Raw genomic sequence first — 15,942 nt, 5'->3', positions numbered from 1 at the left:
TCTCTTCCTTACTGCTCTGATGACGAAAATTGTGGCGCAGAAACGTGATAATCAAAGCCATTTAAATAAAAAGCTAAGTTACTGTATGTTTTATCTAAATCACTGAATAAACGTTGTTTTTCTAGTTCAATACTCAGCTCATCACTGGCAGCTGAAATCACATCATTAAATTGTGCGGTATTATTTTCATAACCACGCTCAACGGCACGAGTTCTGTCTTTTGCTTGGGGCAGTAAGGTATGGTTATAGCGAGAAAGACGCTGCTCAAGATTGCTTTTATCAACCAATAGCGAATTTACTTTTGCGTTCATTTGACGAAGTAATACGTCACGTTGTGATTTTGCAGCACCTACTTGATATTGCGCAGCTGCATAGTTTTGGTCTTGACGTTTGTCGGTAAATAGCGGGATATCCATGGTCACATAAGCACTCACTAAATCAGACGCAGGTTGTCCACCCATACCATTCGCTTGACGATAGGCATACATCACTTCTACACCAAATTGAGGAGAATAAGATTCATCGGCAATATCCACTTTCGTTTTCGTTGCGGTTATCGCTAACTCACTCATTTTTATTGTTGGGTTCGACTTTAATAAGTCATAAAATTCAGTATCTTGATTTGCCTTTGTATTCAACAATTCATTCAATGTCGACCATTCTAGTGCTTTAATACTTTGCGATTTATTCTCAGCTAGATTAGGCAACCATTCTGTGAGTTGTGCATAAATACGGCCTTGTAATTGGTGATTCGTTTGCAACTTTTCATCCAATCGACTCAATTGAAGCTGAGCTTGCAGCAAGTCCTGACTTTCACTTTTACCAATCGAATAATTGGTATTAATGTAGATTTCCATCTCTGACAGTAGTTGGCGATTCTTATGTAAAATCGCTTCTGCTTTTTGTAAAAATCCCAACTCAATCCAAAGTTGAGTAATGGCATTTGCTACCTCTAACTCACGAACTTGAACCTGCATTGCTAATACATCGGCTTGTTGTCCAGTTTGCTTTTGCTGTAAGTCTAAGCTTGAGCCTCGACCAAACTTTTGCATTAACCCGACCGATATATTGGTCATAGGGTCTTCATCAAATTTAAAACTGTCCACCGGTAAACCACCAAAACCGACTTTTAGCGTAGGATCGGCAAGCGTTGAACTCGCAATACCTGTAGATCGAAGTGCTTGAGATTGTGCGTATATTTGCTCTCTACTTGCATCAGAAGAGAGTGCTTGTTCGATAAGCTGTGTTAGCTGGCTTTCTGCCATCACTTGATTTGAAATCATTAACGAGATCGCAGAAGCTAACCACACTTTAGTAAAGTGTTTACGTGCTGTATTTTTCATGGAAGCATTCCAATAACGGCATGATCGTAAAGGTAGATCAGTGCCATGATTAAACCTAAAAATAAGGAAACTTATTTAACGCATTGATTTAATAGATATAAATTGGAGTTAAGCTATCGGAGGTCGATATAAAGAAGAAGATGAAAATGAACGAGGCTGCTCATTATAAAAACCATATTTGATAGCAAAAGCTAACGAATTGATCTGAGTATTCAAGCCCATTGGTAAAGCGTAAACCGATACCGCACATACTGTTTTACAACAGTTATCACCTTTATCAGAACAATGATCATTATTATTCATAGATATAGATGACATATCGCATTGCAGATAATTAATCTGAGGATCATCTTGCGAATGGCAATCTGGCATACAGTCACTCATAGATGATATTTCCATCTGACTTTGAGGCATTGCCATATTCATGGTCATTCCTTCCATTTTCATTGGATAGCTGTAAGCAACACTAGATAGCACTAATGCCATCAGCGTAACGCTTGTCACAACCCATTTAGAAAAAGAAGAAAACACTATAAATATCCCCGTAGCCAGAATCAAACTGATACTAATGCTTCCACTAGGGGTAAGGTCAATATATTTATAAACATTTCATGAATTATTGGTCAGACATAAGAAATTTTATTCACAATACTGAACCTAACCTTTATATGCTTAAAACATGTGAATAGAATCGCAATTATGAGAACAAACTCAACTCATAAATCAATGAATTAACCTAGCGCATATTTTATCAAATTCAGCTTTGTTAGATTGTCCAAAAATTTAAGGTCTTTTATTTTATGGAAAACTCTCAAAAAATCGCAAGCTTAGAGCTCGGAAGGCTTATTGCTATGTTTGCGATTATTGCTTTGCACTCTCAAGTATTTATGACGTATCTGCTGATGGATGATATTCCCGTCTTTGGTTATGCTTTTAATCAATTCACTCGTTTTGCCGTCCCTTTCTTTTTCATTTTATCCGGTTATTTTATTCAACCTAAATTAACTGCATCTCCTTTAAAAACAATACAGTCTTACTCTGCTCCGTTACTTAAAATTTGGTTAGTATGGAGTGCTTTATGCCTAGTAATGCCTTTTAACTGGAAAAAAGTTGCTGAAAGTGGTTATCTAGCAGAGCGTACAGGATATTGGAACTGGTTAACTCAGAACCCTCTTAATGCAATCATGGAAGGTGGAATGGTGCACTTATGGTTTATTCCAGCCCTTATTATCGCCGTTTCTATTATTGGACTATTAGTTCACTTTAACAAAACAACATGGCTTTTTCCTGTTGCTGTCATCTTGTATTTATACGGCCTTGCTGGTGGTAGCTACCAAACATTAACTGAAATTTGGACTCCATTCTTTACTCGAAATGGCCCTTTCTTTAGTACCTTAATGCTTGTCATTGGCTTTGAATTAAGAAGAAGATCAATCACGCTATCATCAACAAAAGCGATTATTTTATTAGTCTTAGGCTTTATTGTTCACTTTAGTGAAGCTTATTGGTTAACAAAGTTTGATGTGCCATTTAACTTGCATGATTTCTTAATCGGTACTCCATTAATTGGTATCGGTCTGTTTTTTCTATTATTATCCAAACCAAACTTAGGTAACCGCCCTATCACCTTCACGTTAAGCAAACATGTTCTTGGCATTTATGTATGCCATTTACTCTTTGTTGTTGTGTTCTTAAACATTACAGCAATGATGGGCACAACCTTAGCTATGCGAGATTTTATAATTGTGTTTGGTACCGCGACTGCATCTACTTTGTTTGTTTTAGCGATGAATAGAACGCCGTTAAAACGTATTTTATTTAGATAACCTTAGATCCCAAGAATAACCTATAAGCCGATGCATAATTTGATTTTATGAATCGGCTTTATAATCAAGATTAGTAAGACTAACTCAACTCATCAAATGCTTTCTTCGCCTCATCACTCACCATTACTCGACCATGACCTAAACCTGTTGTTGGGTATAGTGTGACATGCTTAATATGCTCAGACGCTGATTTTGAAAGATCAAAACTAGTAAAGCGATCTTCTTTATCATGCACAATGATGGTTAGCGCCTCTCTTTGCGTTAATCTTTGATACGGATTAAAACTATCAATAGAACGCTGATACTGATCTTCTATATCACCAACAATCGCTTTAAATAATTTAATTGAATACCCAGAACGCTCAATGCTACGGAATAAATTCTCGGTATAGTTAAGTACTGGTGCAATTAACAATAAAGGTGCATCATCCAACTTCACATGATGACATTCCAGTACAGCAGCGGTTCCCATGCTATGTGCTACTACACCCACCACATCATCACAAGAATCCAATACCGCATTTAGGCCTTCAATAAACGCAGGTAAATGGGCATGTTTTCCTTCACTCTCACCATGTGCAGGGTGATCAAAAGCAACGGCGGTAAAGCCTTGAGAAGCAATGTGTTCCATTAATGGATAGAATTGACTCGAATTCCCCGACCAGCCATGGGCCAATACCCAAGTCGGTCCAGAACCAAGCTGATAAAGGCTAAGCTCTCCTTCAGATGAGTTTAACTTACTCTTTATTAACCCTTTGGGTTCGGTATTCTTTGGCTTTGTTCTTACTGGAGTTAATAGTAATTTACGCCCTATCTTCTTTGCGTGACTTGGGATTAATAAGTGATGTAAACGAGTTACCGCATTTAAGGCACTACGTTTAAAACTAAATTTATTCTCTGTACCAAAGTAAATTTCCTGACTCATGAGTACGTCCATTTATAATTTTATCTGTTCATCTTATCTAAAGTATCCCCTTTGTCGATAGAGTACTTTAAAATTTAACAATTAGATCACAAACTCTATTATGTAATCTAAAAATACTCCCAGACAATAACATGTATAAAAAATACATGTTATTGGTTTTTATTTCAGTTATACTTATTTTGTCCTTACGAATTGAGAAAATCTTATGATTAATATTACAGATAAAGCTGTCGAAGAAAAAATCCCACCAATTCTACGTTTAGGTTTTCGACCGTTTTTTTTATTAGGTAGTATCTATGCCATTATTGCTGTCACTGTATGGGTATGGGCATTTCAAACAGGCCAACCAACTTACCTAAACGTACCTGCCCTTTGGTGGCACGTACATGAAATGCTATTTGGTTTTTCAATGGCGATTGTCGCGGGTTTTGTGTTAAGCGCCGTTCAAAACTGGACTGGCGTAAAAGGGACTTCCGATAAACGACTCGGTTTCATTGTCTTATTATGGCTGTTACCAAGAGTGTTATTCTGGACTTCAGCACCACTTTGGTTAATTTCAAGTATCGAAGCATTATTCATGCTCGCTATCGCGTATGAAGTTGGATTCCGTGTAATCAAAACTAAAGGCGTTCGTAACTTCTTCTTCATTCCACTATTTTTAGTCGCAATTGCTGCGAACTTCGCTAGTTACGCTACGATTAAAGGCATGCCGCCATTCACTTCTGCTGCGGTTTGGGAATCCATGCTTTGGTGGTTTACGCTATTAATTTCAGTAATGGGTGCACGAGTAATCCCATTCTTTACTGCTCGTCGTTTTCAGTTTGAAAAAGCACAACCGATAATGTGGTTGGAAGCCTTATGTAATATTCCGCTAGCAATGCTATTTATTCTTAGCTTTTTTCCTATTACCTCTGCCGAAATTAGTCCGTATTTAATGGTGATAGCAGGATCAGCACAATTAATTCGTATGGCTCGTTGGAAAGGTCATAAAACATTAAGTGAGCCATTAGTATGGTCACTTCATGCGGGTTATTTATGTATTCCTTTAAGCCTATTAATTCGTGGTTTTGCTAATAACGGTTTTATTTCGCATACGGCAATTCATCTCTTCGCTATTGGTGCATTAGGCGGGGTAATTTTAGCGATGATTGCTCGTGTCACTATGGGCCATACTGGTAGAGAAATCTATAAAGGACCTGTTATGTGGCCTGCTTTCTCGGCTATTATTCTTGCTGCAGTAGTTCGCTCTGTCGGTGTTATCATGTTCCCTGAATACATGATGAATATGATCAATATTGCCGCTGTATTATGGGCATTTGCATTTGGTCTATTTGTTTGGCATTTTGCCCCTATGCTATGTAAAAAACGTGTTGATGGTCACCCTGGTTAATTTTTAGCTCGAATAAACTAGATCTAACTCACACATTAAAGAACTTAATGTCAACATTAACAATAGTTAATGTTGACACCATCTTGCCTTAATCCTTCTCTCTGTATCCTTCTCTTAGTTTAAAAAATAACGAGTTTTAAAAATTCTAATTTTACTTTGAGGAATACAATATGAATGTACTTGGTTACATGCAAAAAGTAGGTAAGGCGCTAATGGTTCCCGTCGCTACGCTTCCTGCTGCTGCAATATTAATGGGCGTTGGTTACTGGATGGATCCAACCGGTTGGGGCGCAAACAGTGTATTTGCTGCATTTTTAATTAAATCAGGTGGAGCAATCATTGATGTGATGCCGATGCTATTTGCTATTGGTGTGGCATTTGGTTTGAGTAAAGACAAAAACGGTTCGGCGGCACTAGCAGGTTTCATCTCTTTTACCGTTGTGACTACCCTTCTTTCTCCTGCGGTTGTTGCTCAGCTTGAAAACATCCCTTTAGATCAAGTTCCTGCGGCGTTCGCTAAAATCAACAACCAGTTCATCGGTATTATTGTTGGTATTATTTCTGCTGAAATTTACAACAAATACTCTACGGTTGAGCTACCAAAAGCATTAGCTTTCTTTAGTGGTAAGCGTCTTGTACCGATCTTGACATCAATCGCAGGTATGGCTTTATCATTCGTACTTCTTTACGTATGGCCTGCTATTTTTGATGCGCTAATCTCTTTTGGTACTCAACTGCAATCAATGGGTGCTGTTGGTGCAGGTCTATTCGGTTTCTTTAACCGTTTAATGTTAAGTGTTGGTATGCACCATGCGCTTTACCCTGTGTTCTGGTTTGATGTTGTTGGTATTAATGACATTCCAAACTTCCTTGGTGGCGCGCAATCTATTGCTAATGGTACTGGTATTCCTGGTCAAACAGGTATGTATCAAGCAGGCTTCTTCCCTATTATGATGTTTGGTCTTCCTGGTGCTGCACTTGCTATGTACCACTGTGCTGAGAAACGCAATAAAGCCGCTGTATTCTCTATCATGCTTGCAGCAGCAATGGCGTCATTCTTTACGGGTATTACTGAACCGCTAGAATTCAGCTTCATGTTCCTTGCTCCTTGGTTATACCTAATTCATGCAATCTTAACGGGTCTATCTCTATTCATCGCTGCAAGCATGGAATGGATGGCTGGTTTTGGTTTCTCTGCAGGTTTAGTCGATTTTGTTCTTTCAAGCCAAAATCCATTAGCGGTTAAATGGTACATGTTGATCCCACAAGGTCTTGTATTCTTTGTTCTTTACTACACAATCTTTAGATTCGCGATTAAAAAGTTTAACTTCCTAACTCCAGGTCGTGGTGAAGATATGAATAAAGATGACTCTGTAGAAGAGAACATTACTGATGTAACGAATGCCTACATTGAAGCCATTGGTGGTGCAGACAATATTCTAGAAGTAGATAACTGTATTACTCGTTTACGCTTAACGGTTAAAGATTCTAGTCTTGCTGACAAAGAGAAACTGAAATCAATTGGCGCTGCAGGTGTAGTTCCAATGGGTAAAGGTGGCTTACAAGTTATCATTGGCCTAGGAAAAGTAGATAAAGTTGCTGCCGAAATGAAAGTAATTTTAAAAGCCTAATAACAATCTAATTGGGTACGAACCATACTTCGCTAAATTGATATAAGCTCTATAATAATCGTACCAGATGTTATGGAGTACAACTCAAGAGTCTTAATTCTTCCCCCTTTAAGACTCTTTATGATGTATTCCTATTTCAAGTATTTTCAATACTAACACTCTAATCCCTCTCTTTTTCTTGCTACAATATCTAAACTAAATATAGAGAATACTTATGAAAATATTGGTTATAGAAGACGATCAAACCACCCGTGATTTTATTGCGAAAGCATTAGAACAAGAAGGCTTTATTGTCGATAGTTCTGGCGATGGTAAAGAAGGCTTAATGATGGCAATTAGCTGTGATTATCAGTTAATTGTGTTAGATCGCATGTTGCCTAACCTTGATGGCTTAAAGATTTTGTCTGCGATTAGAGCGACGGATAACAATACACCCGTTCTTATTCTGAGCGCACTAGATAGCGTAGACCAACGCGTTGAAGGTTTAACCGCGGGCAGTGATGATTATCTAACTAAACCTTTTGCTTTGGCAGAATTGCTAGCACGTATTAATATTATTCTTCGTCGTAATCGTCCAGTTGAGAATACGTTGAATGAAATACAAATAAACAATCTAACTATTAATCTTCGCTCTCAAAAAGTCACGATAAATAATGCCCCTATCGCATTACAAAATAAAGAATTCATTTTACTTCGCTTTCTTGTCGAGCATGTTGATGAAGTTGTCTCGCGTATGCGATTATTTGAAGCGGCGTGGGATTATCATTTTGACCCAAAAACTAACGTTATTGATGTGCACATCGCTAAATTACGCAAGAAATTAGAACACGGTGGCGCAATAAACCTTATCGAAACGGTACGTGGAGCAGGTTATGTTATTAGACAAGCGGGATGAACTGTATCGCTCATCTATATTAAAACTATTAATCTGGTTTGCTGTTGGCTTATTCTTAATGATGGCTCTGCTGCTTTATCAGCTGTATTCCACCTCTCTACACTTATACAACCAAAACCTTGATGATTGGTTACAAGCAGAAACCTCACAGCTTCAATCAATAGCAAATAGCGAAGGTATTGAAGGGGTTCAGCAAAGCATTGATAATAGTAAAGATAATAACCGCTATATTTATCAAATTGTAAATCACGCATTTCCAGTGCCAACCGATACTTCTGCAACCTCTTATCCTGTTATTGCACAGATCAAACAATATCAAGCCAATAATGATTTACCTAATATGCGAGCAACAAGAATAGAACTTCCTGATGGATCTCTACTAACGGTAGGGATTGATCAAGAGCGATATTTAAGTTTTAAAAAACAATTAGATTCTTCTGTTATCTGGGGCACTTTTTTCCCCTTTATTGCTTTATGCTTAATCGCAATTCTAATTGCCGTATACATTCTTAAACGCTTAAATCTTGTCAATCAAACCATGAACAGAGTGATGTTAGGTGAGCGTAATGTTCGCTTAAAAGTTGGGCCAGATATGAATGAATTTGATTTACTGGCTTTGCATTTGAATAATATGCTAGAGCAAATGGAACAGAGTGAATCTAAACTTAAATCATTAACCGTAGATATTGCTCATGATTTAAGAACCCCAATGGGGCGCATTAAACTACGTATTGAAGATCTTTTATATGATAATACTGTAAGTGATTTTCATCAGGATAAATTAGAAAACATACAATCTGATTTCTCCCTTTTGCTTGATACCTTCAATGGCATGATGGAATTATATCACTTAGAAAATGGCGGAACCCCTGTTAATAAACAACAGTGTGAACTCAGTAAAATAGTCCAAGATGCCATCGAATTTGCAGAGCCTACCGCATTAGACAAACAACAAAAGTTATATTTGACCATAGAGATGCCCTGCCCCTTATACGCCAACCCAAGCCTACTTTTTCGTGCCGTATTTAATATCATCGATAATGCGATTAAATATACTCATAATGGTGGTGTAATTGAAGTAATTGTCGATTGTTTTGGTGTCGTTGTGGCTGATAATGGAATAGGAATAAAACCAGAAGATAGAGAGCGAGCATTAGATCAATTAGTACGTTTAGATCCTAGCCGCACTGAACACGGCTTTGGCTTAGGTCTTGCTTTGGTAAAAACCGTTATGAAAATACATAACGGTCAGATCAGTTTAAGTAATAATTACCCAGGTTTGCGTGCTCGTCTATTGTTTGATGAAACATTAAATAACTAATCACCTGATAACTAACGTAATAGGTTCCACGCTTCGCACATCACTCTAAATTTTTCAACATTCCCTGTTTCGCGGTCTGGGTGATGCTTCATGGCCAATTTTCGCCATTGCTTTCGAATATCTTTTGCAGTGGCACTTTCTGATAAACCAAATAACTTTAATGCTTGAATACGATCCATTCTTACAGAGTTACAGCCACCAAGGTAGCGGCGATAACTACTCCAAAACTCATTCAATAAACGCTTAACTTCCCCTTCTTCAACCTGGTAATTTGTCCAATCCAAATAATATTCTCGCAAAGGGTGCTCAGTATCAATCGCATGATTATGGCAATTGGATTCATATTTAGAAAACAATTCAATATTCATTGCTTCAACTTGCAGCCACTGCTCAGGATAGAGCTCTTCTTGAAGTTGATATAGTGCATTCATGATTAAAAAATTACGCTTGAATAAATCCTTTTCAGGAATCTCATCTAACTGGCTAAGAATGCCTTTCTCAATTAAATAAGTCGATAAGGTATGTACCTTCCATCCGTTACCTTGCTGCTGTAATACCTCAAACAACGGCCAGACTAATGGATTTTCAAATTCAGTTCTTATCTCTTCAATACTTTGATTCCCAAGCATCTTTTATCTCCATTAACAACGTATGTTTTATCGTAACGTCATTTTTAAAATTATCAATGGTAAGAAATGTTAAATACACACAATTGAAACGGCGTACCGATAAATGTATACTAAAATCTATCCAATGTTAAGGTATACCATGATTAGAGTTAAAAATTTCATCGTCCAGCATACCATTAGTATAGTCTTTCTATACATTACTGCTATTTCTGTTTTATTTCTATTAGGCAGTAACGCTTATAAAGAAATGATTTATAAAAGAATCACTCAAGACATTGCAATGGTGTATTCCGATACACTCTCATCATTACATGAATTTTACTCTAAAAATATTCTTCCAAATGCCAAACATGCGGGGGTTGAAGTCTCAACCGATTACCTAGATACTCTGGATAAACTTCCCTACCCGATCACGTTCAGCAACTCATTCGGTAACCATTTAAGCCAAGACATTCCTGGTCTCTATGTTGATATTTACAGTAACTATCCATTTGAAAATAAAAAGCTACGTCAGTTAACTCCTTTTGCTCAACACGCGCTAGAGACCTTATCAAAAGGGGAAGAACCTTACATATTGACTTATGAGCAAGGCTACTTAGAAGAAAATGATTTAGTTCGATTAGCTAAACCTATCTATATGAAGAAAAATTGCCTAACTTGTCATAATTCAGATAAATATAATTTAGGCCGACAATGGGAAGAAAATGAGTTCCGAGGCATACGAGAAATCATTTTACCTGTCCCAAAGAAAGATCAGTTATCTGAACAAATCTTATTTATTGGGTTTATTTTGGCACTATTTGCCGCATTAAGTGGTGTTTTATTGATCCTACCTCTAGTTAAAAACCTAAAAGAATCACTAAACCAAACCGAAAAACTAGCCATTAAACTTAAATATCAGGCAAATCATGACTGTTTAACTAAAGTCGCTAACTTAAACTACCTAATCACATTAATCGAAGAATCGTTAAAGACGGGTTCTGAAACAGAACGCGTCGGACTCATCTTTATTGATTTGGATAAATTCAAACCTATTAATGATCAATATGGTCATGCCGCTGGTGATGCAATGCTTTGCCATGTCAGCAGTTTGATTGAAAAAGTTATCAAAGATAAAGCCACATTAGCGCGTATTGGAGGGGATGAGTTTGTTTTACTTATCTCTACGATCTCTAGTGATTCTGAAATGGTTACCTTGGTAAATAGCATTCAGACCGCATTTACTAAGCCATTAAAATACAAGAACAACTCCCTAACTGTAAGCGCTAGTTTTGGTGGCGTCATTCAAGTAAAACAGCACACTACCGTCGATAATTTACTTACCTCTGCAGATAAAGCGATGTATATGTCTAAAAATAGTGAACATAACTCTTTCACTCTATACCAAGAAGATAACAACTAAACAACTATTTACCTGATGAATATTCGTTTACTTTAAAGCATCAATCCATAAAAAATGGCAGCCATTTCTGACTGCCATTTTATTTATCTAATTAACAAACTTAACTCACCGTTATTCAGAAATCTCTGCTTCTTCTAGCGTTTGCTGAGTTCGGCTTGCCGCTGTATCTTGCCCAAAACCTTTCAAGCCAACCACATGAACGTGCTCACGATCTTTAAAGATCTTACGAACCAGCTTATAAGTCGTACCTTTCTCTGGGCTGATATTCTCTGGTGCCGCGATAAGTAATTGCATATCCAAACGGTCACACAATTCAAATAACGTTGCGATAGATTTACCATCTAGACGTGCCGCTTCATCCAAGAACAATAGACGACAAGGCATAATATCTTTGCTACGAAGACGACGGGACTCATCTTCCCAACTTTGGATAACCATTAGTAGGATCGCTTGACCTGTACCAATAGCTTCACCTGTTGATAATGCACCCGACTCTGCTTGTAACCAACCATCAGCACCACGGTTTACTTCAATGTTCAGCTCTAGGTAGTTACGGTAATCAAGTAACTCTTCACCTAATGTTTGTGGTGAACGTTGACCAACATCGATATGTGGATTAATACGTTGGAATAGTTTCGCAATCGCTTCAGAGAACGTAAAGCGAGGGTTACCAAACAAATCTTGGTGCTGTGCTTGATGCTCAGACAGACCAGCTAATAACGTCGCATGCGTTTCACGAATACCCACATTTAAGCGAACACCTGTTACTTGACCAAAACCAATTTGAGATAGACCTTGGTTTAACATACGAATACGGTTTTGCTCACGCTGAATTGTCTTACGAATAATGTTCGCAACACTTTCAGAACTTAATGCTAAGCGATTCTCACGAGATGTTAGCTCTTCAGTCAAACGACCAAGCTCGGTTTTCCATCTCTTCAATTGCTTCAACTGGATCATCCGTATGGATGATATCCTGACGAATACGCTCACGAAGGTGTTGGTATACCGCAATGTAGAATAGAACCTTACGCTCTGGCTTACTTGTATCTTCAGACGCACGTAACGAATCACGTAGGTCTTCATTATCCGCGACAGCTAGACGAAGCGCACCCAATGATTTATCTGACATTGAACGTAACTCTTCCGCACTTAAATACGCTAATTCACGTTTGTGTAGACGACGCTCAACATCATTTTCACGAGCTAAACGTAGAACTGAACACCAACCTGCTTTTGCATTAACTACAAAAGTACGCAACTCTTTGTACAGTTTTTCAACTTTACGAGAGCGTTTAGCTAGACCTTTAATCTCAAGTTCGTTTGATGTGATGCCTTTTTCAAGCTCACTCTTACGACCACGAGAACTGTGTAGACGCTCGTTCAATTCACCTTTACGAACTTCAGCACGTTCTAGTGCGCTTTGATCTGCATGAACACCAAATTCTTGCAGTTCACGCTTGAACTCTTGAACGGTTTCTTGTTTCGCTTGATGTGAACTCTTCAGCGACGCCATTACTTGGTTGTATTGGTTTGCTTGAGCTTGTGATTGCTTTTGTTGCTCTTTCGCTTTAGTACGCGCTTGTTCTGCTTGTACTAATTTTGCTTTAAGTTGCTCGTTTAGCTCACTGCTCTTATCAAGCAATGCCACCGCATCTTCATAACCGAAGTGATGACGACGCTCTACTAAATCAGAAATAGCAAACAACTGAGTTTTAATACTTTGTAATTGAGCATCAATTTGCTCATGTTCAGCTTTTAATGCATCAAATTGCTCAGGATCCACTTCTAGAGCACGTTGCAGACTTTCTAACTCTACAATCGCTTTGCCATTTTGACGTAGGAAACTTTGGGCTTCTGATACTTGCTCAACTTGAACACTGATCTCTTCAAAGCGCTCAGTGATGGTTTCATCTTCAAGCACATTAATGTGTGGTGCAATTTTCGCTAATTGAGACAGTGCCTCTTTTGACGCTAAAATTTGAGATTTATGTTGCTGCTCAGTCGCTATCAATTCATTTAATTGACGGCTTGCTTGTGATAATTGCTCACGTACTTTTTTCAATTCAACTTCTGGATCGGCATCAAACGCCACAGCAAGGTGTGTTGATACGAAACCATTAAAGCTTTGGTATAAACGTTGAAGTTTTTGTGAATCAAACGCTGCTTTTGCGTGCTCTTCAACGGCGATTTCACGCTCTTCACGTAATGTATCTAAACGTTGTTCACGAGCGGCACGACCAAACAATGGTAACTCAGGGAAACGAGAGTAACGCATTTGGCGATCATTTAGATGAACACAAACGGCATTCTCCATTTCGTCAGCATCAAATACACTGTCATCAAACGCGTCAATGTCGCCTTCAATGATATAAAGATCATCTGGGCAATCATCAAGATCAACCAATTTCTCTTTAATACCAGATAAGTCAGAAACAACAATAGCATGACGAGCTGGGCCGTAAAGCGAGCTGAAATACGGAGCATCACTTAGCGTAATATCATCATAAATTTCAGAAAGTAGTACGCCACCTAATGTATCAGCAAGGCCTTTAAGACGAGCATCACCACTACCACCTGGGGCAGCTAAACGTTCAATCTCACCATCAAGCTCATCTTTACGAGCAGCAAGACGATCTTTGTTAGTAGAAAGGACACGCTCGTTTTCTAACGTTTCTTGCATCTGGCTGATAACCATGTGGCTATCTTTTAATTCAATACCACATTGATCATTCAGTTTATGCAGCGCGTCATTACTTGCAATCCATTTTGGTGCGATCGATTCTAAACGCTGAGTTTCAGAACGAAGTTGCTGTTCTTGACGCTTTAGCTCTGAACGCTTATCAATGATATTTTCTTGTTGTTCTTGAACGGTTTCAAGCATCTCTTCATGACGAGCTTGTTCTTCTTCAAGTACGATTTCAGAATCAACCGTGATATTAAAACGTTTTGTATATTCAGTCGCTAATTCTTGAGCTTGACGCTGTAAACGCACTGCACGCTCTAAATCTTTATATTGCGCTTTAAGCTGTTCTGCACGCTCAGCAATATTGCTGAACTGTCGAGCTTGTTCAATTAAGGCCTTCGCTTTATCTGACGCTTCATTACGCTCAACATAACCGGCAATTGAGGTCACTAATGCTAAGCCACGTTCAAATTGTTGAACAGCTGCAGAAGAAAGATCCAGCTTATGTTTAATCGCAAGAAGCGCAGTGGTTTGACGCTCTTCTTTTGCTTTTAACTCTGATTGAAGATCTACTGCATTGTTTTGTGTTAAATCATCATTCGCTGTTAGCTGCTGTGCTTTTTCAAGCGCTTTAACGGCTTGTTGATATTGAAGCGCACGAGTTTGCTGCATATCCAACGCTTGTTGGTAGTCTGCAAGTTGTGTTTTAAGGCTATCAACTTCGTCTTCAGTTAGTTGTGCTTGCTCTTCTGACATCGCAAGTTGTTCAGCGGCTTCTTCCACCACCATCACTTGCTCTTCTAGACGCTCTGTTAGCTCTTCTAGATCTTCAGAGTAACGTTCAATCTTCTCTTGTTGGCGAACGGCTGTTTGCACTAATTGAAGATGATCTGACGCGGCTTGATAATCTTGTTCAAGACCTGATTCAGAATCAGTCAGCAGTTCTAGCTCACTCTGCATATTATTTAATACAGAAGATAAGCCCACTAAGCTACTTTGTGCATTCATTAACTCAACACGGTGCGTTAATGTTTGCTCCAGTTTTTTACGACGATCATTTGCATGGCGCATGTAATCAGACGCAACATAGTTGGTTGATTCTGTAATTAAGTGCTTAAATAAGTCACGATCAGTCTGTGTTGTTTTAATGGCTTCTAACGTCATGCGGTTTTCACGCAATGCCGCTTCCATATCTTGGAAGGCTTTTTTCACACCACCATTTTGAGGCAGCAAATAATCACGTAAAGAACGCGTGATTGCACTTGAGATACCACCGTATAAAGAGGCCTCAATTAAACGATAGAATTTAGAACGATCGCTAGTATTACGAAGTTTCTTAGGCAAAACACCGTAATCAAACATTTGCGCATGATAATCAGTAACTGAGTTAAACGCTTTGAACTGAACACCTTCGTATTCTGCAACAATGTCTTTTACTTCGTTAATTTGACGAACACGAGCTTGGTTATCAGAAACAGATTCAATCATTAAATCCGTTGGTTTCACATGACTTGGAAGACCAACAACGATGAAAGGTTTGATGTCTACTTTCTTATCACGGCCAGCAACTTGCTGTAATTTAACCGCAAAAAGAACGCGTTGATTGCGTGAGTTCACAACGTCTAATGCAGCATAACATGCACCCGGCTTTAATTTACCGTGTAGACCTTTATCACGAGATGCTTGTGAGCTACCCGCTTCAGTTGTGTTGCGGAAATGCAGTAGCGATTGGTCTGGAATTAGTGTTGTGATAAACGCGGCCATCGTGGTCGATTTACCAGCACCGTTACCACCAGAAAGTGTCGTTACTAGATTATCAATATCAAAGGTACGTGCAAAAAAGCCGTTCCAGTTAACCATGGTGAGTGATTGATATTTACCACGTTCAATCATG

General features: G+C 38.5%; 10 protein-coding genes and 1 pseudogene. 6 read left to right on the top strand and 5 right to left on the bottom strand.

Annotated features, from left to right (window positions below):
- Nucleotides 1-8 precede the first annotated feature (8 nt).
- Together ACU5DF_RS00910 and ACU5DF_RS00905 are read right to left on the bottom strand one after the other, a co-directional pair.
- Nucleotides 9-1,283: a TolC family protein gene (locus tag ACU5DF_RS00910; protein WP_446712459.1), complete on the bottom strand. Its 1,275-nt coding sequence runs from the start codon at nt 1,281-1,283 to the stop codon at nt 9-11.
- Between the two features lie 168 nt (nt 1,284-1,451).
- Complete coding sequence (locus tag ACU5DF_RS00905) at nt 1,452-1,874, bottom strand: hypothetical protein (RefSeq protein ID WP_446711437.1); 423 nt, start codon at nt 1,872-1,874, stop codon at nt 1,452-1,454.
- A gap of 269 nt (nt 1,875-2,143) precedes the next feature.
- Between ACU5DF_RS00905 and ACU5DF_RS00900 the strand changes: the two genes are divergently transcribed.
- Complete coding sequence (locus tag ACU5DF_RS00900; RefSeq protein ID WP_446711436.1) at nt 2,144-3,169, top strand: acyltransferase; 1,026 nt, start codon at nt 2,144-2,146, stop codon at nt 3,167-3,169.
- Nucleotides 3,170-3,248: 79 nt separating this feature from the next.
- On the opposite strand, the gene ACU5DF_RS00895 is transcribed toward ACU5DF_RS00900, so the two are convergent.
- Nucleotides 3,249-4,094: an alpha/beta fold hydrolase gene (locus ACU5DF_RS00895; protein ID WP_446711435.1), complete on the bottom strand. Its 846-nt coding sequence runs from the start codon at nt 4,092-4,094 to the stop codon at nt 3,249-3,251.
- Between the two features lie 205 nt (nt 4,095-4,299).
- On the opposite strand from ACU5DF_RS00895, the gene ACU5DF_RS00890 reads away from it, so the two are divergent.
- The 4 genes from ACU5DF_RS00890 to ACU5DF_RS00875 all read left to right on the top strand — a co-directional run bounded on the left by ACU5DF_RS00890 (nt 4,300) and on the right by ACU5DF_RS00875 (nt 9,331).
- Nucleotides 4,300-5,484 carry an NnrS family protein gene (locus ACU5DF_RS00890; protein ID WP_446711434.1) on the top strand — a complete coding sequence of 395 codons (1,185 nt, stop codon included), beginning with the start codon at nt 4,300-4,302 and terminating at the stop codon, nt 5,482-5,484.
- Nucleotides 5,485-5,654: 170 nt separating this feature from the next.
- Nucleotides 5,655-7,115 carry an N-acetylglucosamine-specific PTS transporter subunit IIBC gene (nagE, locus tag ACU5DF_RS00885; RefSeq protein WP_446711433.1) on the top strand — a complete coding sequence of 487 codons (1,461 nt, stop codon included), beginning with the start codon at nt 5,655-5,657 and terminating at the stop codon, nt 7,113-7,115.
- A gap of 214 nt (nt 7,116-7,329) precedes the next feature.
- Entirely contained in the window at nt 7,330-8,010 is a 681-nt protein-coding gene (locus tag ACU5DF_RS00880; protein ID WP_446711432.1) for a response regulator transcription factor, read from the top strand.
- Nucleotides 7,988-9,331 carry a sensor histidine kinase gene (locus tag ACU5DF_RS00875; RefSeq protein WP_446711431.1) on the top strand — a complete coding sequence of 448 codons (1,344 nt, stop codon included), beginning with the start codon at nt 7,988-7,990 and terminating at the stop codon, nt 9,329-9,331. The genes ACU5DF_RS00880 and ACU5DF_RS00875 overlap by 23 nt, the downstream gene beginning before the upstream one ends.
- 11 nt (nt 9,332-9,342) lie before the next feature.
- On the opposite strand, the gene ACU5DF_RS00870 is transcribed toward ACU5DF_RS00875, so the two are convergent.
- The gene (locus ACU5DF_RS00870; protein ID WP_446711430.1) at nt 9,343-9,960 is read right to left on the bottom strand and encodes a DNA-J related domain-containing protein; all 618 of its coding nucleotides are present in this window, start codon (nt 9,958-9,960) and stop codon (nt 9,343-9,345) included.
- Between the two features lie 139 nt (nt 9,961-10,099).
- Here ACU5DF_RS00870 and ACU5DF_RS00865 point away from each other — a divergent pair, with 139 nt between their 5' ends.
- Nucleotides 10,100-11,362, top strand: a complete 1,263-nt coding sequence (locus tag ACU5DF_RS00865; protein ID WP_446711429.1) for a diguanylate cyclase domain-containing protein — start codon at nt 10,100-10,102, stop codon at nt 11,360-11,362.
- 111 nt (nt 11,363-11,473) lie between these two features.
- Here ACU5DF_RS00865 and mukB read toward each other — a convergent pair.
- Nucleotides 11,474-15,941, bottom strand: a pseudogene (gene mukB, locus ACU5DF_RS00860) (chromosome partition protein MukB).
- Between the last annotated feature and the right edge of the window lies 1 nt (nt 15,942).

The sequence above is a fragment of the Aliivibrio wodanis genome (assembly GCF_052920805.1).
Note: the sequence above shows the minus strand (reverse complement) of the source record. Positions and strands in the feature narration are given on the sequence as shown.

Excerpts from the sequence above, each read along its gene's own strand:
- ACU5DF_RS00910 (WP_446712459.1), bottom strand. The coding sequence starts at position 1,283 with ATGATTTCAAATCAAGTGATGGCAGAAAGCCAGCTAACACAGCTTATC.
- ACU5DF_RS00900 (WP_446711436.1), top strand. The coding sequence starts at position 2,144 with ATGGAAAACTCTCAAAAAATCGCAAGCTTAGAGCTCGGAAGGCTTATT.
- ACU5DF_RS00895 (WP_446711435.1), bottom strand. The coding sequence starts at position 4,094 with ATGAGTCAGGAAATTTACTTTGGTACAGAGAATAAATTTAGTTTTAAA.
- ACU5DF_RS00890 (WP_446711434.1), top strand. The coding sequence starts at position 4,300 with ATGATTAATATTACAGATAAAGCTGTCGAAGAAAAAATCCCACCAATT.
- nagE (WP_446711433.1), top strand. The coding sequence starts at position 5,655 with ATGAATGTACTTGGTTACATGCAAAAAGTAGGTAAGGCGCTAATGGTT.
- ACU5DF_RS00880 (WP_446711432.1), top strand. The coding sequence starts at position 7,330 with ATGAAAATATTGGTTATAGAAGACGATCAAACCACCCGTGATTTTATT.
- ACU5DF_RS00875 (WP_446711431.1), top strand. The coding sequence starts at position 7,988 with ATGTTATTAGACAAGCGGGATGAACTGTATCGCTCATCTATATTAAAA.
- ACU5DF_RS00870 (WP_446711430.1), bottom strand. The coding sequence starts at position 9,960 with ATGCTTGGGAATCAAAGTATTGAAGAGATAAGAACTGAATTTGAAAAT.
- ACU5DF_RS00865 (WP_446711429.1), top strand. The coding sequence starts at position 10,100 with ATGATTAGAGTTAAAAATTTCATCGTCCAGCATACCATTAGTATAGTC.